At 70.6% G+C, this 23,471-nt stretch carries 25 protein-coding genes; 5 read left to right on the forward strand and 20 right to left on the reverse strand.

Annotation, left to right across the window (positions count from 1 at the left end):
- Nucleotides 1-21 precede the first annotated feature (21 nt).
- Nucleotides 22-1,614, forward strand: coding sequence for an ABC transporter substrate-binding protein (locus NRP21_RS08935; RefSeq protein ID WP_257715843.1), 1,593 nt, complete (start codon nucleotides 22-24; stop codon nucleotides 1,612-1,614).
- A gap of 7 nt (nucleotides 1,615-1,621) precedes the next feature.
- On the opposite strand, the gene NRP21_RS08940 is transcribed toward NRP21_RS08935, so the two are convergent.
- The 19 genes from NRP21_RS08940 to NRP21_RS09030 form a co-directional block, all read right to left on the reverse strand.
- Complete coding sequence (locus tag NRP21_RS08940; RefSeq protein ID WP_257715844.1) at nucleotides 1,622-3,019, reverse strand: amidase; 1,398 nt, start codon at nucleotides 3,017-3,019, stop codon at nucleotides 1,622-1,624.
- A 105-nt stretch (nucleotides 3,020-3,124) separates the two neighbouring features.
- Nucleotides 3,125-3,601: a DUF3597 domain-containing protein gene (locus NRP21_RS08945; RefSeq protein ID WP_257715845.1), complete on the reverse strand. Its 477-nt coding sequence runs from the start codon at nucleotides 3,599-3,601 to the stop codon at nucleotides 3,125-3,127.
- A gap of 82 nt (nucleotides 3,602-3,683) precedes the next feature.
- A complete protein-coding gene (locus NRP21_RS08950; RefSeq protein ID WP_257715846.1) occupies nucleotides 3,684-4,193 on the reverse strand; it encodes an Lrp/AsnC family transcriptional regulator in 510 nt (169 codons plus the stop codon).
- A gap of 39 nt (nucleotides 4,194-4,232) precedes the next feature.
- The gene (locus NRP21_RS08955) at nucleotides 4,233-4,748 is read right to left on the reverse strand and encodes a cupin domain-containing protein (protein WP_257715847.1); all 516 of its coding nucleotides are present in this window, start codon (nucleotides 4,746-4,748) and stop codon (nucleotides 4,233-4,235) included.
- A 19-nt stretch (nucleotides 4,749-4,767) separates the two neighbouring features.
- Entirely contained in the window at nucleotides 4,768-5,712 is a 945-nt protein-coding gene (locus NRP21_RS08960) for an ABC transporter substrate-binding protein (RefSeq protein WP_257715848.1), read from the reverse strand.
- A gap of 4 nt (nucleotides 5,713-5,716) precedes the next feature.
- Nucleotides 5,717-6,526: a class II aldolase/adducin family protein gene (locus NRP21_RS08965; protein ID WP_257715849.1), complete on the reverse strand. Its 810-nt coding sequence runs from the start codon at nucleotides 6,524-6,526 to the stop codon at nucleotides 5,717-5,719.
- On the reverse strand, nucleotides 6,523-7,473 hold the full coding sequence (locus tag NRP21_RS08970) for an ABC transporter substrate-binding protein (protein WP_257715850.1): 951 nt from the start codon (nucleotides 7,471-7,473) through the stop codon (nucleotides 6,523-6,525). Before NRP21_RS08970 ends, NRP21_RS08965 begins: the two co-directional genes overlap by 4 nt.
- Nucleotides 7,470-8,591 carry an LLM class flavin-dependent oxidoreductase gene (locus NRP21_RS08975; protein WP_257715851.1) on the reverse strand — a complete coding sequence of 374 codons (1,122 nt, stop codon included), beginning with the start codon at nucleotides 8,589-8,591 and terminating at the stop codon, nucleotides 7,470-7,472. Before NRP21_RS08975 ends, NRP21_RS08970 begins: the two co-directional genes overlap by 4 nt.
- A gap of 15 nt (nucleotides 8,592-8,606) precedes the next feature.
- Complete coding sequence (locus NRP21_RS08980) at nucleotides 8,607-9,746, reverse strand: acyl-CoA dehydrogenase family protein (RefSeq protein ID WP_257715852.1); 1,140 nt, start codon at nucleotides 9,744-9,746, stop codon at nucleotides 8,607-8,609.
- Nucleotides 9,743-10,687 (reverse strand): aliphatic sulfonate ABC transporter substrate-binding protein, encoded by a 945-nt coding sequence (locus NRP21_RS08985; protein WP_257715853.1) that lies wholly within the window; start codon nucleotides 10,685-10,687, stop codon nucleotides 9,743-9,745. Before NRP21_RS08985 ends, NRP21_RS08980 begins: the two co-directional genes overlap by 4 nt.
- Complete coding sequence (locus NRP21_RS08990) at nucleotides 10,687-11,412, reverse strand: ABC transporter ATP-binding protein (RefSeq protein WP_257715854.1); 726 nt, start codon at nucleotides 11,410-11,412, stop codon at nucleotides 10,687-10,689. The genes NRP21_RS08985 and NRP21_RS08990 overlap by 1 nt, the downstream gene beginning before the upstream one ends.
- A gap of 6 nt (nucleotides 11,413-11,418) precedes the next feature.
- A complete protein-coding gene (locus NRP21_RS08995; protein WP_257715855.1) occupies nucleotides 11,419-12,252 on the reverse strand; it encodes an ABC transporter permease in 834 nt (277 codons plus the stop codon).
- A gap of 254 nt (nucleotides 12,253-12,506) precedes the next feature.
- Nucleotides 12,507-13,139 carry a maleylacetoacetate isomerase gene (gene maiA / locus NRP21_RS09000; RefSeq protein WP_257715856.1) on the reverse strand — a complete coding sequence of 211 codons (633 nt, stop codon included), beginning with the start codon at nucleotides 13,137-13,139 and terminating at the stop codon, nucleotides 12,507-12,509.
- Between the two features lie 4 nt (nucleotides 13,140-13,143).
- Nucleotides 13,144-14,118 carry a Bug family tripartite tricarboxylate transporter substrate binding protein gene (locus NRP21_RS09005; RefSeq protein WP_257715857.1) on the reverse strand — a complete coding sequence of 325 codons (975 nt, stop codon included), beginning with the start codon at nucleotides 14,116-14,118 and terminating at the stop codon, nucleotides 13,144-13,146.
- Nucleotides 14,119-14,170: 52 nt separating this feature from the next.
- Complete coding sequence (fahA, locus tag NRP21_RS09010) at nucleotides 14,171-15,454, reverse strand: fumarylacetoacetase (RefSeq protein WP_257715858.1); 1,284 nt, start codon at nucleotides 15,452-15,454, stop codon at nucleotides 14,171-14,173.
- Between the two features lie 3 nt (nucleotides 15,455-15,457).
- Nucleotides 15,458-16,795, reverse strand: a complete 1,338-nt coding sequence (hmgA, locus tag NRP21_RS09015) for a homogentisate 1,2-dioxygenase (protein WP_257715859.1) — start codon at nucleotides 16,793-16,795, stop codon at nucleotides 15,458-15,460.
- A 14-nt stretch (nucleotides 16,796-16,809) separates the two neighbouring features.
- On the reverse strand, nucleotides 16,810-17,790 hold the full coding sequence (locus NRP21_RS09020) for an MBL fold metallo-hydrolase (protein WP_257715860.1): 981 nt from the start codon (nucleotides 17,788-17,790) through the stop codon (nucleotides 16,810-16,812).
- A gap of 14 nt (nucleotides 17,791-17,804) precedes the next feature.
- A complete protein-coding gene (locus tag NRP21_RS09025; RefSeq protein WP_257715861.1) occupies nucleotides 17,805-18,032 on the reverse strand; it encodes a DUF2783 domain-containing protein in 228 nt (75 codons plus the stop codon).
- Entirely contained in the window at nucleotides 18,026-19,627 is a 1,602-nt protein-coding gene (locus NRP21_RS09030; RefSeq protein ID WP_257715862.1) for an FAD-dependent oxidoreductase, read from the reverse strand. The genes NRP21_RS09025 and NRP21_RS09030 overlap by 7 nt, the downstream gene beginning before the upstream one ends.
- Nucleotides 19,628-19,707: 80 nt before the next feature.
- Here NRP21_RS09030 and NRP21_RS09035 point away from each other — a divergent pair, with 80 nt between their 5' ends.
- Nucleotides 19,708-20,208 carry a MarR family winged helix-turn-helix transcriptional regulator gene (locus tag NRP21_RS09035; protein ID WP_257715863.1) on the forward strand — a complete coding sequence of 167 codons (501 nt, stop codon included), beginning with the start codon at nucleotides 19,708-19,710 and terminating at the stop codon, nucleotides 20,206-20,208.
- 276 nt (nucleotides 20,209-20,484) lie between these two features.
- Nucleotides 20,485-20,694: a hypothetical protein gene (locus NRP21_RS09040; protein ID WP_257715864.1), complete on the forward strand. Its 210-nt coding sequence runs from the start codon at nucleotides 20,485-20,487 to the stop codon at nucleotides 20,692-20,694.
- 22 nt (nucleotides 20,695-20,716) lie between these two features.
- Here the strand turns inward: NRP21_RS09040 and NRP21_RS09045 are convergent, their stop codons facing one another.
- Nucleotides 20,717-21,010: a hypothetical protein gene (locus tag NRP21_RS09045; RefSeq protein WP_257715865.1), complete on the reverse strand. Its 294-nt coding sequence runs from the start codon at nucleotides 21,008-21,010 to the stop codon at nucleotides 20,717-20,719.
- Between the two features lie 146 nt (nucleotides 21,011-21,156).
- Between NRP21_RS09045 and NRP21_RS09050 the strand changes: the two genes are divergently transcribed.
- Together NRP21_RS09050 and NRP21_RS09055 are read left to right on the forward strand one after the other, a co-directional pair.
- A complete protein-coding gene (locus NRP21_RS09050; RefSeq protein ID WP_257715866.1) occupies nucleotides 21,157-22,521 on the forward strand; it encodes a formimidoylglutamate deiminase in 1,365 nt (454 codons plus the stop codon).
- Nucleotides 22,522-22,769: 248 nt separating this feature from the next.
- Nucleotides 22,770-23,399, forward strand: coding sequence for a CorA family divalent cation transporter (locus NRP21_RS09055; protein ID WP_257715867.1), 630 nt, complete (start codon nucleotides 22,770-22,772; stop codon nucleotides 23,397-23,399).
- Nucleotides 23,400-23,471 lie beyond the last annotated feature (72 nt).

Genomic DNA, 23,471 nt, shown 5'->3' on the forward strand with positions numbered 1-23,471 from the left:
GCAGGGATGAGGGCGCGGATCATGGCCGGTGGCACTCCCGTTTCGCGTCGGGTCCTCCTGGCGGGGCTTCCCCTTGCCCTGACAGCGCAGGGTCAGGCGCCCGCCCCGGGGCAGTCCCTCACCATCGGCGTCGGCACGCCGCCGACCTCGGTGGACCCGCACTTTCATAACAATGGCCCGAACAACTCGCTCACCATGCACATCTTCGACCGGCTGGTGGACCGCGACGCGCGGGCGCGGCCAGTGCCGGGGCTGGCGGAGAGCTGGCGCGTGGTCGCCGACACGGAATGGGAGTTCCGGCTGCGCCGCGGCGTGAAGTGGCATGACGGCCGTGACTTCACGGCCGACGACGTCGTCTTCACCTTCGCCCGCGTGCCAGAGGTGGCGAACAGCCCGGGCGGGTTCGGCGGCTTCCTTCGCCAGGTGGCGCGGGTGGAAGTGGCGGACCCGCACACCCTCCGCATCCACACGAAGCAGCCGCACCCGCTGCTACCGGTGGACCTAACGCAGATCAGCATCATCGCCCGCCACGTGAACGGCACGGCGACGGAGGACTACAACTCCGGCAAGGCCGCCATCGGCACGGGCCCTTACCGCCTCGTCTCCTACGCCTCCGGCGATCGCGCCGTGCTGGCGCGAAACGACGCGTGGTGGAGCGGAGCGGAGCCCTGGGCGGTGGTGAACTACCGCTTCCTGGCGAACGACGCCTCGCGCACCGCCGCGCTGCTCTCCGGCGACGTGGACCTGATCGACCAGATCCCGACGAGCGACTTGGCGAAGCTGAAGCGCGACCCTCGCGTGGCCGTCTCCGAGATCGCCAGCCTGCGGACGATGTTCATGGCGCCCGTGCATTCGCCGGAGGGCGGCAGCGCGCAGGTGGCGGACAACAGCGGCGCACCCTTGCCGCGCAACCCCTTCCTCGACCTCCGCGTGCGCCGGGCACTCTCCATGGCGATCAACCGCGAGGCGCTGGTGGAGCGGGTGATGGAGGGCGCGGCCGAGCCCACCGGCCAGTGGCTGCCGCGCGAGGCCTTTGGCTACAACCCCGATGTGAAGCCCGACACCTTCGATCCGGACGGAGCGAAGCGCCTGCTGGCCGAGGCAGGATTCCCGCAGGGCTTCCGGCTGGTAATCGCGACGCCAAACGACCGCTGGCCGAATGATTCAAGGCTGGCCCAGGCTGTGGCGCAGATGTGGACGCGCATCGGCGTGCGGACCACGGTGGATTCGATGCCCTACGCCGCCTTCGTGCCGCGGCGCACGCGCTTCGAGTTCCCGATGCAGATGGCGGCCTGGGGCAGTTCCACCGGCGAGGCGACGAACTACCTCATCAACATCATCGGCACGCCGAACCGGCAGAAGCTGACCGGATCTAACAACATGTGGCGCTACTCCGACGCGATGCTGGACGAGATGGTGGCGCGCGCCTCCGCCACCATGGACGATGCTGGCCGCGAGGCCCTGCTGCGCGAGGCGGTGGCCCGCTACGCGCAGCAGGTGCCCTACATCCAGCTCCTGCAGCTCACTAACACCTGGGCGTTCCGGCGCGGGCTTCGGCACGACCCGCGCATGGACGAGCGGACGATCGCCATGGGGGTGCGGGCGGAGGCGTGACCCGCCGTCACACGACCACGGGCTTCACCTTCTCCAGCATCCAGCGCGCAAAGCCGGTCACGCGGGCGTCCATGTGGGGATGGCCGATGATCTGCACCCCCATGGGCAGGCCGCGCACGGCCGTCATCGGCACGGTGACGCAGGGCACGCCGAGCGCCGACGTGGCCGCGTTGTAGACGATGTCGCCGGTCGGCCGGGGCGCCAGCGGCTCGCCGGGCTTGTCACCTTCCCACACAGGCGCAGGGCCGGGCGAGGCCGGGGCGATCAGCGCGTCGCCCAGGGGCGCGAGGTCCGCCAGCGCGCGCCGCATGGCCTCGCGCTGGATGAGGCGGGCGCGGTATTCGTCCAGCGTCATCGCCATGCCGCGCGCGTGGCGGGCGAGGAACCGCTGGCTCACGCCCTCCGGGCTGGCCTCGATCAGGTTCTGCTGGCTCCAGCGCGTCTCGAAGCCGCAGAGGTCGTTCGTCATCGCCTTGGCGTCGGCAATGGTGCGCTCGAAGGCCTCGATCGCCGGGGCGTCGGCGCGGGTGAGGATCTCGACGCCGGCCGAGCGAAGGTTCTCCAGCACCCCCTGGAACGCCTGGCGGGATTCCTCGTCCAGGACAGCCCAGCCCTCCGCCTCCATGACGATCAGGCGCGTGGGCTTGCTGGCGACGGGCGGCGTGTTCGGCCCGAAGAGCGAGGGCGCCCCCGGATCACCCCCGGCACGGGTCGCGATGACCTTCGCGACCAGCCACATGTCCTGGATGGAGCCGGCATGAACGCCAGCGGTGCTCTGGGACAGGCCCTGGCGCTCGCCGCGGTTGATGGCGCCCTGGGTCGGCTTCAGGGCAACGTTCCCGCAATAGGAGGCGGGCCGGATGATGGAGCCGCCCACCTGCGTCCCGATGGCCGCCGGCACCATGCGGGCGCCCACCGCGGCCGCCGAGCCGGAGGAGGAGCCGCCGGGCGTGTGGCGGGGATCGAAGGGGTTGGTGGTCGGGCCGGGGTGGCCCTGACCCATTTCCGTCGTCACCGTCTTGCCCAGGACCACCGCGCCGGCATCCCGCAGGGCGCGGATCATGGCGCTGTCGCGCTTCGGGAAGTTCCCGCGATAGGCCTCGCAGCCCATCTGGGTCGGCATGTCCCGGGTTTCGATCAGGTCCTTGATGCCGATCGGCATGCCGTCGATGGGGGAGAGCGGGGTGCCGGCCTTCCAGCGGGCCTCGCTGGCATCGGCCGCCTCGCGAGCACCCGCCTCGTTGATCACGACCCAGGCCTTCACCCCGGGCTCGCGCTCCGCGATGGCCTCCAGGCAGCGCTCCAGGTAGGCGCGCGGCGAGTCCTTGCCCTTCGCGAAGGCGGCCGCCGCGTCGTGGAAGGTGAGTTGCCGGTGCGTATCGGGCCGGTAGCCGGCCCCGCTCATGCCATCCACGCCTGTTCTCCCGCTGCCAGCCGGCATTGGGAACCGGCGGCGCGGCCCTGTCCAGCGGGAAGGCGCCGCCCCTGGGTGCGGGGGCGGCGCGGCCGTTCAGCCCTTCAGGCTGTCCGGCACCTTGCCGCCGTTCTCCGCCAGCTTCTGCATGACCTGCTTGTGCAGCCAGATGTTCATGCTGGCGGAATCATCGGTGCTGCCAGTGTAGCCCAGCTCCTGCGCCAGCTCCTTGCGGGCGCCGAGGCCGCTGTCGAGGTTCAACAGCTTCATCAGGTCCACGATGGAGGTCTGCCAGTTCAGCTTCTGCGGGTTCTTGGAGGCCATGTCCGTCAGCACGGCCTCCACGTCCACCGGCTGGGCGGGCGCGGCGCCGGCGCTGGGGGTGGCGGCGGGCGTGGCCGGGGCGGCACCGGGCATGGGCGCCGTCATGCTGCCCGGGGCCGGGCCGCCAGGCGCCGCGCCGGTCGGGTCGGAGGCGCTGCCGCCCGGCATGGTGCCGATGCCGCCCGGCGACGGCTGGGCCGCGGCCGGGTGGCCGAAGATCTTGCCCATGATGTCACGGAAGATGCTCATGCGGGGCTCCTGCAATCCTGTGGATGCCCGCACAACGGCCCGCGAGGGCCGGGGTTGTCCCCCCTCGCCGCCCATCCCGTTCCTATCCCTGGGGCAGCTCCTCCAGATCCCGCCCCGCACGATCCCGGAAGTTGGCACGGTGCAGGGGATAGGCGGTGGTGTACTTCAGCTGCTCCATGGCGAAGCGCGAGGTGACGTTGCGCATCGGCACGGCCTGGATCAGGCGCTTGTAGAAGGCGTCGAACTCGGCCATCCCCGTCACGGCCACGCGGAGCATGTAGTCCACCTCCCCGGCCATGCGGTGCGCCTCCATCACCTCGGGCATGGCGCCGATGGCGCGGGTGAAGCTTTCCAGCCAATCCGGCGTGTGGTCGCCCGCCTCGATCGCGACATAGACGATCAGGCCAACGCCGATCTTCTCCGGATCCACCAGCGCCACGCGCCGGGTGATGACGCCGTTCCCCTCCAGCTTCTGAACGCGCTTCCAACAGGGGGTGGGCGAAAGGCCGACCCGGTCGGCGAGCTGTGCCACGGAAAGCGTGGCGTCGGCCTGCAGCAGGCCGACGATCTTGCGGTCGATCTCGTCCATCATCGCGCCCGTCCGGCGGGGCCCCTGCCCCGCCCGTACCCGTCAGACAGGCTTCTTGCCCGGCATGGCGGCCGAGCTGACATTCACCCACTCCGGCGTCTCGGCCACTTCGATGTCCGGCAGGTTCACCACGACCTCCTCAACGCCGCTGCGGACGAGCGCGCAATGCAGCACCTCGGTCGCGGAGGCGTTGATCTCCTGGTGCGGAACATAGGGCGGCACGAGGAAGAAATCGCCCGCCTTGGCTTCCGTGATGAACTCCAGCCGGTCGCCCCAGCGCATGTGGGCGGTGCCGGAGATGATGTAGATCACGCTCTCCAGCTCGCCATGGTGATGCGGACCGGTCTGGGAACCAGCCTCGATCCGGTTGGTGCCAGCCCAGAGGTGGGTGGAGCCGGTGCGGCTGCCCGAGATGGCCACTTCGCGGTTCATGCCGAGCGTCTCGGGCGTGTCGCAGCTCCGGTCGGCCTTCGAGACGTGGCGGATGCCCTTGTTGCGCCAGTCGTAGCCGGCGGCCGGGCCGCTGTTCTGCTGCTTGGTGATGCTGCCGTCGGGCATGTCGATACTCCTCGTGTGATCAGGCGGCGAAGATGGCCGCATTGAAGCCCGGATCGAAGGCCGGCGCCACACGGTGCGCGCGGGGGATCACCTTCAAATTGGCGAAGAAGTCGCTGACGCGCTGCTGCGCCGCAACAACGCTATCATCGATCGGCACGGTCCGGGTGGAGGCGACGGTCACCACCTCCCGGCCCACCGGCAGGGGGAACCCCGTGCCGGCGCTCCACACCTTCGCCTGCTCCTCCGGGTTCGCCAGCCCCCATTCCCGGGCACGGTGAAGGCGGCGGAGGAAGTCGGCCAGGATCTCGCGCTTGCCCTTGATGGCCGTGTCGGAGGCCATCTGGTAGCTCTGCCCGCTCATCAGGCCGTTGCCGCCGTTCACGATCTCCCGCGCCCCGTCCCCGATCTTGGCGAGGGCGATGTAGGGGCCCCAGGTCGCCCATCCGTCCACGGAGCCATTGGCCATGGCGGCCTTGGCCGCGTCTGGCGCGATGAAGGCGAAGCGCACGGAATCCAGCGGCAGCTTCTCCCGCTCCAGCGCGGCCAGGGTGAGGAAGTGGCCGGTCTGCCCGCGCAGTGTGGCGATCGTCTTGCCGCGCAGGTCGGCCACCGTGCGGATGGAGGAGGTTCCCGGTACGACGAGGGCCGTGACCTCCCCGCCGGAGCGGACGGCGGAGACGGCCTTCCCCTCAATCCCCGCCGCGACGGCGGAGGTGAAGGGCGCGTCGCCGATGCCGCCCGTGTCGATGGCGCCGGCGTTCAGCGCCTCCAGCAGCATCGGCGCCCCGGCGAACTGGGACCATTCCACCCGATAGGGCGTGCCGCCCAGGACGCCCGCAGCCTCCATGAGGGGCTGGATGCCGCCGCGCTGGTCGCCCACGCGCAGAGAGGCCGCCTGTGCCCACGCCGGGCCGATGATGGCGGGCGCCGCGAGGAGCCCACCGAGAAGGATGCGCCGCTGCATCGGCCTAATCCAGAAGGTCGGGTTCGAGCGCGGTGATCGAGGCGTAGAGCGGCTGGAAGGAGAGCAGCCCACCCTTCTGCGACCCGACCTGGGAATGGGTCAGCTTCGCCACATCGTGCGGGATGGGGCGGGGCTTGCCGGCGGCCTCGGCCAGAAGCTGGGCCCGGGCGGCATTGTCCATCGACAGGTAGTACCAGGCGGTGGACTCCACCGAGTGCCCGACGGTCAGGATGCCGTGGTTCAGCAGGATCACCGCCTTCTTGTCCCCGAGCGCGGCGCCGATGCGCTCGCCCTCCGAGGTGTCCAGCACCACGCCGGTGAAGTCGTCGAAGAGGGCGTGGTCCTCGTAGAAGGCGCAGCTGTCCTGGCTGATCGGGTCCAGCAGCCGGTTCAGCGAGGCCCAGGCCTTGCCGTAGGTGGAGTGCGTATGCGCCGCCGCCACCACGTCCGGCCGCGCCTTGTGCAGGGCGGCGTGGATGGCGAAGGCGGCGCGGTTCACGGGCTGGCTGCCATGCACCACCTCGCCATGGTGGTTCACGCGGATCAGGTCGGAGACGCGGATCTGCGAGAAGTGGCGGCCGAGCGGATTCACCCAGAACTCATCGGGGAACTCCGGGTCGCGCGCGGTGACGTGGCCGGCCAGTCCCTGGTCGAAGCCCGCGCGCGCGAAGAGCCGGAAGGTGGCGGCCAGGCGCTGCTTGCGGTGCAGCCGCTCCTCCTCGACCGTCCGCGCCGGCTCTCCGTTGCGGAGCAGGTCGCCGAAGTCCTGGATGTTGGCATCCGTGCCGGACGCGATGCGGGTGATCTGGTTCATGCGCGGCGTGCCCCGGCCTGGATGGCGTTGTTGAACGAGGCATCAAGCAGGTCCTTCGCCTCGATCCGGCGGCGGACGAGGCCGGCGCGGGCATAGAGGTCGATGTTCTTCTGCTCGTCCGCCGCCACGCTGTCGTCGATGGGAACCACCCGGGTGGCAGCACGGCGGAACCAGTTCTCGGCCACCGGGGCCGGGATGTTCATCAGGTCTGACCAGGTCTTCGCGTAGCCGGCGACGTTCGCGTTCGCCCACTCGCGCGCTGCGGCCAGGCGGCGGACGAACTCCGCCAGCTCATCCCGGCGCGCGGCGATCGCATCCGTGCGCGCGGCCTGGAAGCCGAGGCCGGGGGTGATGCCCTGGCCATGCGCCACGCGGCGGGCGCCGTTCAGCACCTCCTCCTGGCTCACATAGGGCTCCCAGGTCGCCCAGGCCTCGACGGAGCCGCGGCTCCAGGCCGCCTTGGCATCCGCCGGCAGCAGGAAGACGAGCTGCACCGCATCCAGCGGCAGCCCGGCATTCTCCAGCGCCGCCAGCACGACCTGATGGCCGATGGAGCCGCGGCCAGTGGCGATGCGCTTGCCCTTTAGGTCCTGGATCGACTGGAAGGGGCTGTCCTTCTGCACCAGGATGGCGAGGCCCTCGCGGTTCTCCCGCGTGGCCGCGATCGCCTTGATCGGCGCGCCGGCGGCTGCGCCGAAGGTGAAGGGCGCGTCGCCCACCAGCCCCGTGTCGATGGCGCCGGCGTTCAGCGCCTCCACCAAGGGGGCGGCGGCGGGGAACTCGCTCCAGGCGAGCTTCTCGCCGAAGCCCTGGAGCTGGCCGGAAGCCTCCATCACCGCGCGCGCATTGCCGCGCTGGTCACCCACGCGGAGCGGCGCCTGGGCGCGGAGGATTCGGGGGGCGGCCAGCACGGCCGCCGCCCCGAGGACAAGACGACGAGTGATCATTCTGCGGCGACCTTGTGGGCGAGACGCTGGGCGATGAGCCGCTTCGTGGCCGGGAGGAGGGAGCGGCCGTACTCCACCGCATCCTCCAGCGGGTCGAAGCCGCGGATGAGGAAGGTGGTCACGCCGAGGTCGTAGTATTCGAGGAAAGCCTCGGCCACCTGCTCCGGCGTGCCCACCAGGGCCGTGGTATTGCCGCGCGCACCCGTCTCCCGCGCGATCGCGGTGTAGAGGCGCCCCTCCGGCCGGTCGCCGAGGGCGGCGGCGGCGAGGAGGCGCTGGGAGCCGGCATTGGCCGGGGCCCCGTTGGCAGGGCCGAGGGCCGCCTTGCCGCGCACCTCGCGGATGCGCTCCAGGATGCCTTCCGCCTTGGCCCAGGCAGCCTCCTCCGTCCCCGCCAGGATGGGGCGGAAGGAGAGGGAGAAGCGCACCTGGTCGGCGCGCCCGTGCTTCGCGGCTTCCGCGCGAACGCGGGCGATGATCTCGCGCACCTGGGCATGGGTCTCGCCCCACAGCGCGTAGACATCGGCGTGCTTGCCGGCCACGCGCAGCGCGGCCTCGGAAGCGCCGCCGAAGTAGAGCGGGATGCGCGGCTGCTGCACGCTCCGCACCTCCGGGGAGGCACCCTTGATCCGGTAGTACGTTCCCTCATGGTCCACCGGGGACTTCGCGGCCCAGATGGACTTCAGGATCGTCAGGTACTCGTCCGTGCGGTCGTAGCGCTCGTCCTTGCCCAGCCAGTCGCCGTCGCGCGCCTGGTCCACGTCGTCGCCGCCGGAGATGGTGTGCAGCGCTGCACGGCCGTTGCTGAGCTGGTCCAGCGTGTTGAAGGCGCGGGCAGCGGTGGAGGGGTTCTGAAAGCCCGGGCGGTGGGCGACGAGAAAGCCGACCTTCTTCGTGTGCGCGGCGGCATGGGCCGCGATCTGCAGCCCGTCCACGCCGTTGGAGTACCAGCCGATGAGAATGCGGTCGAAGCCGCCTTCGTCATGCGCCTGGGCGGAGGCGACGTGGTAGCCGACATCGATGGAAGGGCCGCTGGCCGGATGGATCTCGGACTGCAGGCGCGGCTGCACCATGCCGATGAACTCGACGCCGGCCGTGGGAAGGGTGTTGAGGGTCATGGCGTTCCCTTTCGTTCAGATGGGCAGCAGCGCGGCGCGCCCGGCAGCAAGCAGCGCGGCGTCGGGTTGCGGGGTGTGAATGCGGGCGCAGAGCACGTCGCGCAGGTGCCGCTCCAACGGGTTGCTGCGGGCCAGGGCGTGGTTGCCACAGAGGGCGACCGCCTCCTGCACTGCGGCGACGGCGTTCTCGGCGGCCACCGTCTTCACCAGGCCGAGTTCGGCGGCGGTCGTCTCCTCCCGCGCCGCGCTACCCACCAGCCGCTCATTGGTGAGGATCAGCGCCTCGATCCGCCCCACCGCCTCCTGCATGCGCGGCAAGGTGGCGAGAGGCTGGCCGAGATTGGCGGGCACGCGGTTGCGGAGGAATCTGATGAGCCAGTCCCGCGCCGCCCGCGCCACGCCCGTATAGAGCGCGGCGATCAGCAGCGTGTTCCAGGCCGCGGCATCGGCATCGCGCCCGTTCCAGTCCTCGGGCACACGCAGGTCCAGCGCGTGGTCATCCGGGATCAGCACCTCGTTCATCAGCACGTCGTGGCTGCCGGAGGCTCGCAGCCCCGCCTGGTCCCAGGTCTCGACGATCCGCACCCCGGGTGCCCGCATGGGCAGGAGAAAGAGCCCGGTGCGCGGCGCCTCCTCGTCCGTCCGAGCAAACACGAGGCCCCAGTCCAGCGCCGGGCTGCCCGTCGAGTAGATCTTCCGCCCGGTGAGCGACCAGCCATCCGCCGTGCGGCGCGCCACCGTGGCGGGCAGGCCGCCACGGGCCGGGGTGCCGAGTTCCGGCTCCACGCGCAGCGCGTTCATTACCTCGCCCCGCTTCACCGCGCCTTCCGCCAGCCGCGCACGCACCGCGCGCGGGATGGCGGCGCTGCGGGCGACGCCGCGCTGCTGGATGAACTGCATGGCCAGCACCAGCGCCGTGGCCGGGCAGCCCTCCGCGATCGTGCCGACAATGCGGGCTGCCTCCGCCAGCTCCGTCCCGGCCCCGCCGAACTCGGCGGGAACGGTCAGGCCGAGCATCCCGGCCTCGCGCAGCGCCGCGATGTTCTCCAGCGGGAAGCTGCCCTCGCGGTCGTGCTCCGCGGCGGTGCCCGCGAAGCGGCGGGCAAGGTCGCGCACCGGGTCGGGGCGCGTTGAAAGGAGCGTGCCGTCCATCATGCCGCGCGCCCCGGGCGCCAGAAGTTGCGGTCCCACATCGGCGCGACGTCCACTTTGCGGGGAATGATACCAATGCGGGCAAACTCATCCGCGACCGCCTGCTGGGAAGCGATGGCGGCGTCGTCCACGGGCGCGAGGCTGCGCGGCTGGGAGACATTGTCCAGCAGTGCGCGGATGGTGGCCTCCGGCACGTTCAGGGCGGCCGCCTGGGCAGCCGCGTACTCCGCCGGGTGCTCCTGGATATAGGGCAGAGCCCGCCGGATGCGGTCCAGCAGGTCGCGCACCGCCTCCGCTCGGGCAGGCTCGTCCCCGATATTGGCGCGGGTGAAGTAGGGATAGTTGCCGGAGAGGATGCCCTGCGCCGTCCGCAGCACCCGCGCGCCGGACTGCCGCGCGATCGGCACGGAGTAGCCGTAAATGGCCCAGGCATCGAGAGCGCCGTTGCGGAAGGCGGCGGCGCCGTCCGCGGGCGTCAGGTTCACCAGCTGCACGTCGGCCAGGGATAGCCCCACCTCGTTCAGCATGCGCGAGAGATAGTAGTGCGTGGTCGTGGCGCGGACATAGCCCACGCGCTTGCCCTTCAGGTCCTTGATGGACTGGATGGCGCTGTCCTTCGGCACCAGCACCGTCTGCTCGTTCACGTCGCCGCGGATCACGGCGACGAGCTTCACGCGGGCACCGGAGACGGCGGCGAAGGTGGGCGGGATCTCGCTGCCATAGGCCAGGTCCAGGGCGCCGGCATTCGCGGCCTCCAGCATCAGGTTGCCGGAGCCGAACTCCGACCACTCGACGCGGTAAGGCGTGTCGGCCAGGCCCGCGAGGCGGAGCAGAAGCCCATCCCCCGCCTTGTACTGCGCGGCCCGGACGATAACCGGGGACTGCGCCCGCGCAACGGCCGGCGCGGCCAGCGCGGCGAGGAGCGCGGTGCGGCGCGAGAGCATCAGGCAGCTTCCCGGATCACCTCGGCCTCGACGCCGAGCTCGGAGAGGAGGCGGCGGCGCAGCGCGACGAAGCGGGAATCGCCGTGGGAGCGCGGCCGCGGCATCTCCACCGGGATGTCCGCCGCGATGCGGCCGGCATCCAGCACCAGCACGCGGTCCGCCAGCAGCACCGCCTCGTCCACGTCGTGCGTGACGATCAGCGTAGTGGGCGTGTGGACGCGCCAGAGGTCCAGCACCAGCGCGTGCATGCGGATGCGGGTCAGCGCATCCAGCGCCGCGAAGGGCTCGTCCAGCAGCAGCAGGCGCGGCTCCCGCACCAGGGCGCGAGCCAGGGCGGTGCGCTGGGCCTCGCCGCCGGAGAGGGTGGCGGGCCAGGCTTCCGTATGGCGGTTCAGGCCCACCTCGGCCAGGGCCCGCTCCGCGCGCGCCTTGGCGCCGCTGCCGGGCAGGCCGATGGTCACGTTCTGCCACACCTTCTTCCAGGGCAGCAGGCGCGGCTCCTGGAAAGCGACGGCGACGGAGGCCGGAACCCTGATCTCCGCATCGGCGGGCGCGGGGTCCAACCCGGCCAGGGTCCGCAGCAGCGTGGACTTGCCGGAGCCGGAGCGGCCGAGCAGCGCGGTGAAGGAGCCCGGCTCCAGCTCCAGGTCCAGCGCGTTGAGGACGGTGTTGGTGCCGAAGCGGCGGGTGAGGCTACGAACGGAGACGGCGCGATTGTCGCTCATTGGGATTCAGCCCTTCACCAGGGAGGGGCGCCAGGCCAGCGCACGGCGCTCGAAGGCGCGCACCAGGGCATCGGCCGAAAGGCCGAGCAGCGCATAGACCAGCAGGCCGACGACGATCACGTCCGTGCGGAGGAAGTCCCGCGCGTCGTTGATCAGGAAGCCGATGCCGGCGGTGGCGTTGATCTGCTCCGCGATCACCAGCGAGAGCCAGGCGCTGCCAAGGGCGTAGCGCAGCCCGACAAGGCCGGAGGGCAGCGCCGCCGGCAACACGACGTGGCGCACCAGCCCGCGCCGGTCCAGCCCGAAGACCTTGCCGGCCTCCATCAGCTTCGGGTCCACGCCGCGGATGCCGGCGAAGAGCGTCAGATAGACGGGGAAGGCACTGCCGAGCGCGACGAGCGCGATCTTCGGCGTCTCGCCGATGCCGAACCAAAGGATGAAGAGCGGCACGAGCGCCAGGAAGGGCAGCGTGCGCAGCATCTGCATCGGCGCGTCCACCACCTCCTCGCCGAGGCGGGAGAGGCCGGCGACGAGGGCCAGCGCCGCGCCCGTTGTGACACCGATGGCAAGCCCGGAGGCGACGCGGCCAAGCGAGACGAGCAGGTGCCGCGGCAACTCGCCGGAGAGGACCAGTTCCCAGGCGCTGGCAAGGATGGTGGTGGGCGCGGCAAGGGTGCGCGGCGAGATCAGCCCGGCCATGGAGGCCGCCTGCCAGAGCAGGACAATCACCAGCGGCGAGATGAAGCGGCGGTACTGGGAGAGGTTGACGCGCGGCAGGCGGGCGCGAATGGGCTCGGGCGATGCGAGGGCGCCGCGCGCGCCGAGTGCGTGCTCGGACATGCTTTGGGAACTCCGGGCTTTGCGGGGTGCCGCTGAAGGCGCGGCGGCCTGGTCTGGTGCGGCGTTCAGCCGCGACAGAGGCCCGGCCGACAGCCGAACGGGGCAGCGCAGGAGGGCGTGTCGTTCATGCTATTAGGCTAAGAACACGCTGCGCCGCGGCAAAGAGCGCGAATTCCCAAAGATCCCCCGCCGCGTAGTCGCGCCATGCTGCGGGGGAGGTGGGGCAAGGGAATGCTATTCCCCTCCCCGTTTCGTTACTCAACGTCGGCCTGCTTCTCCGGCGCGGCGGCCGCGAAGGCCGGGTGCCCGGCGCAGGCCCGGGCGGCCTCGGTGATGCGCGCCAGCCCGGAGGTGTCCGCCCCGAAACGCCTGGCGTTGCCGAGCTGCGGAACGAGGCAGATATCGGCCAGCGTCGGCGCGGATCCGAAGCAGAGGGGTCCCTCCCCGCCTTGCAGCAGCCCCTCGCAGGCCTCCAGCCCCTCCTGGATGGTGTCGCGCGCCCAACCCGTCACCACCTCCTCAGGGTGGCCCAGGGCGCGCAAGCGGGCGAGCACCTTCAGGTTCTGCACGGGGTGGATGTCGCAGGCGATGGCCTGGGCGAAGGCGCGGATGCGGGCGCGGGCAAGCGCATCGCCGGGCACCAGTCGCGGCTCGGGATGCGTCTCGTCCAGCCACTCGATGATGGCCATGGACTGGGTGAGAACCTGCCCGTCATCTGTCTCCAGGGAGGGCAGCAGCCCCTGCGGGTTCAGACACAGGTAGTCGGGCGCGCGCTGCTCCCCCTTGCGGAGGTGGCGGAACAGTTGCTCCGCGACCAGCCCCTTGAGGTTCAGCGCGATCCGCACCCGCCACGCGGCGGAGGACCGGAAGTAGCCGTGAAGCCTCATCGCGTCAGTCCAGCGTGATGCCGAGGTCGCGGATCAGGGGCAGCCAGATCCCGCGCTCGCGCTCCAGCAGCGCCTCGAACTCCGTCGGGCCGCCGGTCAGCGGCTCCAGCCCGATCTGCTGCATCCGCGTGCGGACGGAAGCTTCCTTGACCGCGGCGTCCAGTTCCTTCGTCAGCTGCGCCACCACCGCGTCCGGCGTCGCCTTTGGCACCACCACGCCCTGCCAGGCGAAGGCCTCGAAGCCGCGCAGGTTCAGCGCCGCCTGGATCGTGGGAACGGCCGGCATGTCCTGCAGCGGCTGGGGCGAGAACACGGCCAGCGCCTTCACCTTGCCCGAGCGCAGGTATTCGGCGCCCGAAGGGTAGTCCAGCACCATCATCGGGATGTTGCCGGCCAGCAGGTCGTTCAGTGCGGGGGCGGCGCCGCGATAGGGCACGTGGTTGAACCGCACCCCCGTTTCCCGCGCCAGCCGCTCCATGGCCAGGTGGTGCGGGGAACCGATGCCGGGGGTGGCGCAATCCACGGGCGACGCCTTCGCCTTCTGGATCAGCTCCTGCACCGTCGCCGCGGGCGGCTTCTCTCCCACCACGAGGAAGAGCGGGAAGCGCGCCATCAGTCCCACCGGGCGGAAATCCCGCACAGGGTCATAGGGCAGGCGCTTGAAGAGCGCGGCGTTGAAGACGAGCGTGCCGTTGTCCGCCGTCATCACCGTATAGCCGTCCGCGGGCGCCTTGGCGGTGAACTCGGCACCGATGTTGGTGGCGGCGCCCGGCTTGTTGTCGATCACCACGGGCTGGCCGATGCGCTGGGACAGGGCAGCGCCCACAAGGCGGGCCAGCGTGTCCGTGCCGCCGCCCGCCGCATAGGCCACGACCCAGCGCACGGAGCGGTCCGGATAGGCGGCGAGGGCCGGCAGGGGCAGCGCCGCGGCGAGGCCGGCGCCCATCAGGGCGCGGCGGCCCAGCTTGACGTCTTTCATGGTTCATTCCTCCGGGAAGGCCGGCCTTTGCGGCCGGCCCGTTCATTCGCGCTCAGTTGGCCGGCAGAATGGACGCGCGGCAATCCCCGAAGCCGATAGTCGCGAAGCCATCCCGCGCGGCACGGGCCCGCAGAATGATCTCGTCCCCGTCCTCCACGAACTTGCGCGTCTCGCCGGAAGGAAGCTGCACCGGCTCCTTCCCGCCCTTCGTCGTCTCCAGGAGGCTGCCGAAGCCCTGGGCATCCGGGGCGGAGATGGTGCCGGATCCCAGCATGTCGCCGGGATTCAGGTCGCACCCGTTGGAGCTGTGGTGCGCCACCATCTGCGCCACGGTCCAGTACATGTGCTTCGCGTTGGAGAGGGAGAGGCGGTGCGGCGCCAGCCCCTTCTCCCGCATGGCGGGGGTGAGGATCAGCACCTCCAGCGCGAGGTCCAGCGCACCGCCCGCCTGGTCCGCCTCGTCCTGCAGGTACGGCAGCGGGGCGGGATCACCCTCCGGCCGCGCGGGCTGGGCGATGCGGAAGGGCTCCAGCGCCTCCGGCGTGATCACCCAGGGGGAGACGGTGGAACCGAAGTTCTTCGCCAGGAACGGCCCGAGCGGCTGGTACTCCCAGGCCTGGATGTCGCGCGCGGACCAGTCGTTCAGCAGCCCGTAGCCCGCGACATGGGATGCGGCCTTCGCGACGGGAATGGAATCGCCCAGCGTGCTGCCCGGCCCGATCCAGACCGCCATCTCCAGCTCGTAATCCAGCCGCTCGCAGGGCGCGAAGCGCGGCGCGTCGGAATCCGGCGCCTTGAGCTGCCCCTTCGGCCGCCGCACCGGCGTGCCGGAGACGCGCACGGAGGAAGCACGGCCGTGATAGGCGATGGGAACGTGCTTGTAGTTCGGCAGAAGGGGATTATCCGGCCGGAACACCTTGCCCACGTTGGTCGCGTGGTGGATGCCCACGTAGAAATCGGTGTAGTCGCCGATCTTCGCGGGCAGCAACAGCGTGCAGGCCTCCATCGGGTGCAGGTGCTGCTCCAGCTCCGCGCGGTGCGCGCTGCCCTCGGCCAGGAGTTCGGAGAGCCGCGCGCGCAGCGCCTTGCGCGGCCCCTCCCCCAGCGCGAAGAGCGCGTTCAGCGACGCGTTAGCCGCCGCCTCCCGCACGTCCTGCTCCACGGGCGCCATGGTGAGGTCCAGCACCATGTCCCCGACGGCCACGCCCACCCGGGCGCTGCCCATGTCAAGCGGGATGAAGACGCCGAGCGGCAGGTTCTGGATCGGGAAATCCGGATGACCGTTGGCGGATTGCACCCAGCTCTTCAGGGCGGGGTCGTGCGTGGCGTCGGGCATGGATTACCGCTGGTTCGGGTTGAAGTGCTTGGCGAGAGTGTGGCCGTAGTTCGTGTAGCTGCGCTGGAACTGCGGGGCCTCCGCCGCGAAGCGCGTCACCTTCTGGGGCAGCCGCGTCTCGAACATGAAGGCCATGGTGCCCTCCAGCTTGTGCGGCTTCAACTCCGCCGCGCTCGCCTTTTCGAAGGCGTCCATGTCCGGGCCGTGCGGCAACATGCAGTTATGCAGGCTGAAGCCGCCGGGGGTGAAGCCACCGCCAGTCTTGGCGTCGTACACGCCCTCGATCAGCCCCATGAACTCGCTCATGACGTTCATGTGGTACCAGGGTGGGCGGAAGGTGTTCTCCGCCACAAGCCAGCGATCGGGGAAGATCACGAAGTCGATGTTCGCCGTGCCCGGCGTTTCGCTGGGCGAGGTCAGCACGGTGAAGATCGAGGGATCGGCATGGTCGAACAGGACCGGCCCGACCGGGGAGAAGCGGCGCAGGTCGTACTTGTACGGCGCATAGTTGCCGTGCCACGCGACCACGTCCAGCGGGGATTGCCCGATCTCCGTCCGCCAGAGCGTGCCGCCGGACTTCACATAGAGCTGCGAAGGCACCTCCCGATCCTCATAGGCGGCAACGGGGGTGAGGAAGTCGCGCTGATTCGCCAGGCAGTTCGCCCCGATCGGCCCGCGCTCCGGCAGGGTAAAGGCGCCGCCATAGTTCTCGCACAGGTAGCCGCGGGCCGGGCCGCCCGGGATTTCCACGCGGATCTTCACGCCGCGCGGGATCACCGCGATCTCGGTCGGGCGCAGGTCGATCACGCCGAACTCCGTCGCGATCCGCAGGCTGCCCTGCTGCGGGACGAACATCATCTCCGCGTCGGCATTGTAGAAGTACTCATCCTCCATGGAGCGGGTGATGAGGTAGACATGCGCGCCCATGCCGGACTGGCTGCCGGCATCACCCGCCGTGGTGATGGTCCGGATGCCTTCCAGGAAGGAGACCTTCCCCTCTGGCAGCGGCAGCAGATCCCAGCGCAGCGGCGAGAGGGGCAGGTCCACCTCGGCGCAGGGCGCGGTGCGCCACAGCCCGGCATCCACCTTCTCGAAGGCGCCCCAATGCGCCACCGTGGGGCGGATGCGGTAGAGCCAGGACCGCTCATTCGTCGCGCGCGGCGCGGTGAAGGGGGATCCCGAAAGCTGCTCGGCATAGAGGCCGTAGGCGCAGCGCTGCGGCGAGTTGCGGCCGATCGGCAGGGCACCCGGCAGGGCCTCGGTCTCGAAGCCGTTGCCGAAGCCCGGCATGTAGCCGGTCTCGTTCGTCGTCAGCGGCTGCGGACGAAAGGGGGCATTCATCGCGGACTCCTCCTCTAACGATCCAGTTCGGCGGATTTCATCTCGGTGCCGTGCTCCAGCGCCTTCCACATCTCCACGTCACGCTCGGCGGTCCAGATGCGGGGATGGTCGAGCCCCTTCGCCTCGTCATAGGCGCGGGAGACGTCGAAGGGCATGCAGTGCTCGAAGATTACCCAGTGCCCGTACTTGGGCCGCATGGCCGACATCGCCTCGTCATAGACCTGCTTCAGCGAATGCCCGGCGGCAACGCCCTTCCTGGCGATGCCGAACAGGTCGGAGATGAAGTCCGCCGTCCCCTGCAGCCCTTCCTCGATCTGGTCCGGCGTGGTCAGCGAGGCACCCCGCCCCGGCACCAGCGCCACCGGCTTCAGCGCCCGGATCGCATCCAGCGTGCCAGACCAGTCCGCGAAATGCGCGTCGCCGCAGTACGGGGTCGCGCCGTACTCCACGCAGTCACCGGAGAAGAGCACGCGCTCCTTCGGCAGCCACACCACCGTGTCGCCCGCCGTGTGGGAACGGCCGATATGGATGATCTGCACCTCGCGCTTGCCCAGCCACAGCGTCATCTTCTTCTGGAAGGTCACGTGCGGCCAGGTCAGGCCGGGGATGCTCTCCTTGCCCCGAAACAGGCGGGGAAAGCGGCCGATCTCGCTGTCCATGTCCTGCTGCCCGCGCTCCACGATCAGGTCGCGCGTCACGTCGGAGGCGATGATCTCCGCCCCCTCGTAGCCGGACGCACCGAGGACACGCACGGCGTGGTAATGCGAGAGGACGACATGCTTCACCGGCTTGTCCGTCACCTTGCGGATGCGCGCGATCACGTCCGCCGCCATGCGGGGCGTCGCCTGGGCGTCCACCACCAGCACGCTGTCGTCGCCGATCACCACGCCGGAGTTCGGGTCACCCTCCGCCGTGTAGCCGTAGAGGCCGGGACCAAGCTCGTCGAAGGAGATGGTCTTCTCGGCGAGGTCGTTCGTGCTGGCAAAGCCGGACATGCGGTTTCCCTTGTTCAGGCGCGGGCGGCGAGGACGGCGTCGTGCCCCGCCGGTACGATTCCCTGCCGCGCCCGCGCCATGGCCTGGCGCAGCACGGCAGCATCGCCGATGTGATTGGAGAGGAGCAGGATCAGGCGCGCATCCACGGCGCGGCTCTGCTCCGGCGTCAGGTTCCCGTGCAGCGCGATCAGCGCCTCGTAGAAGTCGTCGGGGGAGGCGATGTTGGGCTCGGTGTTCAGCATGCGGCCATCTCCGGCACCCGGGCGGTGGCGCGGTCCAGCGCCGCCCGCAGCTTCGCGGGATCGAACCGGCGCCAGCGCGCACAGATGTGCTGGTCCGGGCGGATAAGATAGGTCGTGCCCGGGCGGGCATCGTAGCGGCGGGCCGCCAGGCCTTCCACATCCTCTCCGGGCGTCAAGTTCACCACGCGCACACCCTGCGCGGCCGGCGCGGCATCGCCGAAATGCAGCAGGGTGAAGCCGCCGCCCAGCCGGTCCAGCAGCCAGCCCCCATCCGCCAGCGGCGCGTCCAGCGCGGGGGCGCCGGGCAGCATCGCGCCCTCGAAGCCATCATCGTCCGGCGTGTTGAGCGGTGAGTTGCGGTAGGTGCTTGGCAGGGAAAGCCGCCCGCTGTTCACCAGCCGGCGCGCGAAGGCGCAGTCCTTCGCCAGGTCCAGCACCGCGTCGCGGAAGGCACGGCTCGCCTCGTTCTTCGGGGTGATGAAGTCCGTGGAGCGGGTGGAGTTCAGGATGTTCTCGTCCGCCGCCGCCACGCGCTCGCTGTCGTAGCTGTCCAGGAGCGCGTCCGGCGCCTCACCGCGCAGCACCAGGGCCAGCTTCCAGGCTAGGTTCTCCGCGTCCTGCACGCCGCTGTTCGCCCCGCGTGCGCCGAAGGGCGAGACCCCGTGCGCCGAATCCCCGGCGAAGAGCACGCGCCCGTGCCGGAACCGCTCCATCCGAAGGCAGGAGAAGGTGTAGATGCTCACCCACTCCAGCTCGAACTCCGCGTCATGCCCCAGCAGGGCGCGCACGCGGGGGATCACCCGCTCCGGCGCGCGCTCGGCCACCGGATCGGCGTCCCAGCCCAGCTGGAAGTCGATGCGCCACACGCCGTCCGGCTGGCTGTGCAGCAGCACGGACTGGTTGGGGTGAAAGGGCGGGTCGAACCAGAACCAGCGCTCGGCCGGGAAGTCCGCCTTCATCTTCACGTCGGCGATCAGGAAGCGGTCGCGGAAGCTGCGCCCCTTGCTCTCCAGCCCCATGGCCTTGCGGATCGGGGACCGCGCTCCGTCGGCGGCCACAAGGTAATCGGCCGCGAGACAGTACTCGCCCTCCGGCGTCTCCACGGTCAGGGTCACGGCGTCGGCCGACTGCGACACGCCCGTGACCTTGTTCTCCCAGCGGATCTCGATGTTCGGCAGCGCCTGGGCCCGCTCCAGCAGGAATCCCTCGACGTAGTACTGCTGGAGGTTGATGAAGGCCGGGCGGCGATGGCCGCCTTCCGGCAGCAGGTCGAAGGAGTAGACGGGGTCGTCGCGGTGGAAGACCCGCCCGAGATTCCAGGTGACGCCCTTCTCCACCATGGCGTTGCCGCAGCCCAGCCGGTCGAAGACCTCCAGCGTGCGCTTGGCGAAGCAGATGGCGCGGGAGCCGTTGGACAGGCTGCGGTCGTCATCCAGCAGCAGCACGCGCTGCCCGGCCTGCGCAAGGTCGATCGCGACGGCCAGACCCACCGGGCCGGCCCCCACAACCACCACCGGATGCCGGGCCACGGCGGCCGCGGACTGGTCCGGCGAGCGGCGGTACTCGAAGCGGAGCGACTGGTAGTCGACGTGCAAGACCGCCTCCTCCGGCTTCCGGCCACCTTGCCCATCGACGGGCCGGACCGGGATGTTATGATCGTGACGTATCATCTCATATGAGACGATTCAAGAGGTCCATCATCGACACGAACGAACCCCCTCCCCTCCGGCTTTCGAAGTTCCTGCCCTACCGGATCTCGGTTGCGGCGGAGAGCGTCAGCCGTGCATTCGCCGCGCGCTACGAGGCGGAGTTCGGCCTCTCCATCCCGGAATGGCGGGTCATGGCCGTCCTGGGCGAAGGCGCCCCCCTCTCCACCCAGGCGGTGATCGCCGCGACGGAGATGGACCGCGTGAAGGTCAGCCGCGCCGTGATCCGCCTGGCCGACAAGGAACTCGTCACGCGCGCCCCGCACCCGGAGGACCAGCGCGCCCAGGTTTTGCGCCTGGCGCCGCAGGGCGAGGCGCTCTATCGCCGCATCGTCCCTCGCGCCCACGCCCTGCAAGCGGAACTGGCCGAGGCATTAACGCCCGAGGAGATCGTCCTGCTCGGCGGCATGCTGGAACGGCTGCGCCGCCGCGCCTCCCGCCTGCTTGGAGAGGATGGGGGCGCGGGGTAGGCGGCATCCCGGCAAGGCCTCCTCGCCCCGGCCCGCGCGGAGCTTGCCGCCGCGCTCCGGATTTCGAAGGTTTCCGCGCCGTTTTCGGGCAGGACATCCGGATGGGGATGCCGACGCCAGATGCTTCCAACGCGATCGTGAACGCCAGGTCGCAAGGTCGGCCCGGGCCGAAGGAGGGCCGGGTCAGACTGAAATAAGGCAGAGACGTGGCCGCGGCAGGAAGCCAGCGCCAGTTCGGGGCGTTATCTTTTGCAAGTCGTTATCAAAGAGGGCCGCATGTCCTACCGCCCCGCCAACCGCCCAGGCCAGTCCGTTGCGAGCGATCCCTTCGACCTATGGTTGCGCCGCAGCCTGCACGAAACCTGGGATAACGCGCTGCATGAGCGCGTGCCGGACGACCTTCTCCGCCTGTTCAGCGACGACAGGGTGGAGTGGGAGGCGATGAAGACTCGCTGGCTCGCCACCGCACCCCGGCAGGGATCCTGACCGGAGAACCGCCGGGCCCGCCTCAGTGCCGCCCAGAGGTGCGGGGCGACCGGCGAGAGGCCGCGATCCGGTCCAGCATCATCGTGGCGAAATGGCTGGCGTCGTGCAGGCGCGGGGAGCCCTCCGGCAGGTCCGTAATCTCGCCCGCCGCCGCCTCGGAACTCTTCGCCACGAAGACGAGCATGGAGACGACCTCCTCGAAATCCACCTGGGGCAGCCGGGCGGCGATGGCCGCCACGGTCATCTCCAGCACCAGCAGGCGCACCTCCTGGTCCTCGGAAGCGGCTGACGCGGCAAGCTCGACCTGGCTGGACACACACAACCCCTGCGCGATGACCGATGCAGCTTACGGTAGTGGACCGTAGCGGCGCAACCGGAACGAAAGCCGCCGCCCCTGTGGCCTCTTTGGCCGCCTGCCGTACCCCGGCCTAATCTCCCGTCCCTATGGATCGCGGGGTGGGAATGACGACGCGCCGGCTTCTGCTTGAGACCGCGCTGCTGCCTTCGGGCTGGGCGAGCGATGTGGTGCTGGACATCGACTCGGGCTGGATCCGCGCGGTCCGGCCCGCCGCCGTGGCCGAGGAATGCGAGCGGGTGCCCGGCATCGCCCTGCCCGGCCTGCCCAACCTGCACAGCCATACCTTCCAGCGCGCCATGGCCGGGTTGGCTGAGACGCGCGGCCCCGGGGAGGACAGCTTCTGGACCTGGCGGCAGGTGATGTACGGCTTCCTCGCGCGGCTGGGGCCGGAGGAGGTGCAGGCCGTCGCCGCCCAGGCCATGGTGGAGATGCTGGAGGGCGGCTTCACCGCGCTGGCGGAGTTCCACTACCTGCACCACGACCCGGCCGGCCGCCCCTACGCGAACCCGGCCGAACTCGGCGCCCGCGTGGCCGCCGCGGCGGAGGAGACGGGGATCGGCCTCACGCTGCTGCCCGTGCTCTACACCCATGGCGGCTTCGGGGCGCAGCCCGCCACGCCCGGCCAGGCCCGCTTCCTCCACGATGTGGACGGCTACGCCCGCCTGCTGGAAGCCTCGTCCGCCGCCCTCGCGCCGCTGGAGGACGCGGCGCTCGGCATGGCGCCGCACTCCCTCCGCGCCGTGGCGCCGGAAGGGCTGAGGGAGATGCTAACTCTGCGGGCGGAAGGCCCGGTCCACATCCACGTCGCGGAGCAGGTACGGGAGGTGGAGGACTGCCTCGCCTGGTCCGGTCAGCGCCCCGTCGAGTGGCTGCTCTCCCACGCTCCGGTGGACCAGCGCTGGTGCCTCGTCCACGCCACTCACATGAATGCGGCGGAGGTGCAGGACTTGGCCCGCTCCGGTGCCGTGGCCGGGCTCTGCCCGGTCACCGAGGCCAATCTCGGCGACGGGGTTTTCGAGGCGCCCAGCTTCCTTGCCGCCGGCGGCCGGTTCGGCGTCGGCTCCGATTCCAACGTTGAGATCAGCGCGCCGGGCGAGTTGCGGATGCTCGAGTACTCCCAGCGCCTCGCCCGACGCGGCCGCAACCTCCTGGCGGCCAGGCAGGGCGCCTCCACCGGCCGCAGCCTCTACGAGGCGGCGCTCGCCGGGGGCGGCCAGGCCGCCGGCCGCCGCATCGGCCGGATCGAGCCCGGCCACCGCGCGGACTTGGTGGTGCTCGACGGCTCCCACCCCTCCCTGGCACTTGCGGAGAGCGACGGCTGGCTCGACGCCTTCGTCTTCAGCGCCGGGCAGGCTGCCGTGGGAACCGTGATGGTAGGCGGCCGGACCGTTGTCTCCGGCGGGCGCCACCACCGGCGGGACGAGATCGCCCGGCGCTACAAGGCCGCGCTGGCCGGGCTGGCGGGATAGGCCTGCTAGCGATTGATGAGCGGCGGTTCGGTGACCGGGATCACCGCCTGGAACATGAATCTTTCCTGAATTCGATCCTGCCGCCTGAACGCCCGAAGCCGCCTCCGCCATGCTCCGCGCCATAACTGCGCCGGCGCAGACCCGCCGCGCGACGACGGAGCGAGGATGCCCGACACCGGTCTACCCCCCGCCACGGCCTTCTCTGGGCGCGCCGCCTCGACCGCCCCGAACCGCTGGACGATGCGGCCGTGGAAGCGGCGCTGGCCGGGGGCATCCCACCCATGGAGCTCTGGCTGCACTTCGACCTGCGCGACGCGCGGGCGCACCGCTTCCTCCAGGCCCTGCCTGGCCTGCCCCCCGTGGCTCGCGCGGCGCTGGACGAGCGCGCCGAGATCGCCCACCTCGACACGGACGGCACCGCGATCTGGGGCACCCTCCCGGATTTCCACCACGAGGCGCTGGAAGCGCCCGACCCCCTGCAGATGGGCGTCCTGCACATGCCCATGGCGCCGCGCCTGTTGGTTACGGCCCGGCGACACCCCCTCCGCGCCCCGCAGCTCGCGGGTGAGGAAGCGGTCTCCGCCGAGACCGCCGCGCAGCAGTGGGACATTCTGCTACGCGCCATCCTGGAAGGCATCGGCCGCGCCTCGGCAGCCCTCTCGCAACGAATGAACGGGATCGAGGACCGCCTCCTCCAGGACCGCGACGTGGCCCGCTTCAAGCTGGCGCGGACCCGGCGCGACACCCTGCTGCCGCCCACCCTCGTCACCGGCATCTTCGGCATGAACGCCACGGACCCCTCGCCGTCCTCGTTCTCAACGTCCTCGACTCCATCCGCCCGGGCCGACGCCGCGCGCGCCGCTAACACCAGCCACTGACACCACCGGGAGCGTCGCGTGGCGTTTGACACAGTTCCTTCATCAAACGGAAACGCTGCTGTCAGCGCCCAT

The sequence above is a fragment of the Roseomonas populi genome, assembly GCF_024594815.1.
In the GTDB taxonomy this organism is placed as follows: domain Bacteria; phylum Pseudomonadota; class Alphaproteobacteria; order Acetobacterales; family Acetobacteraceae; genus Roseomonas; species Roseomonas populi.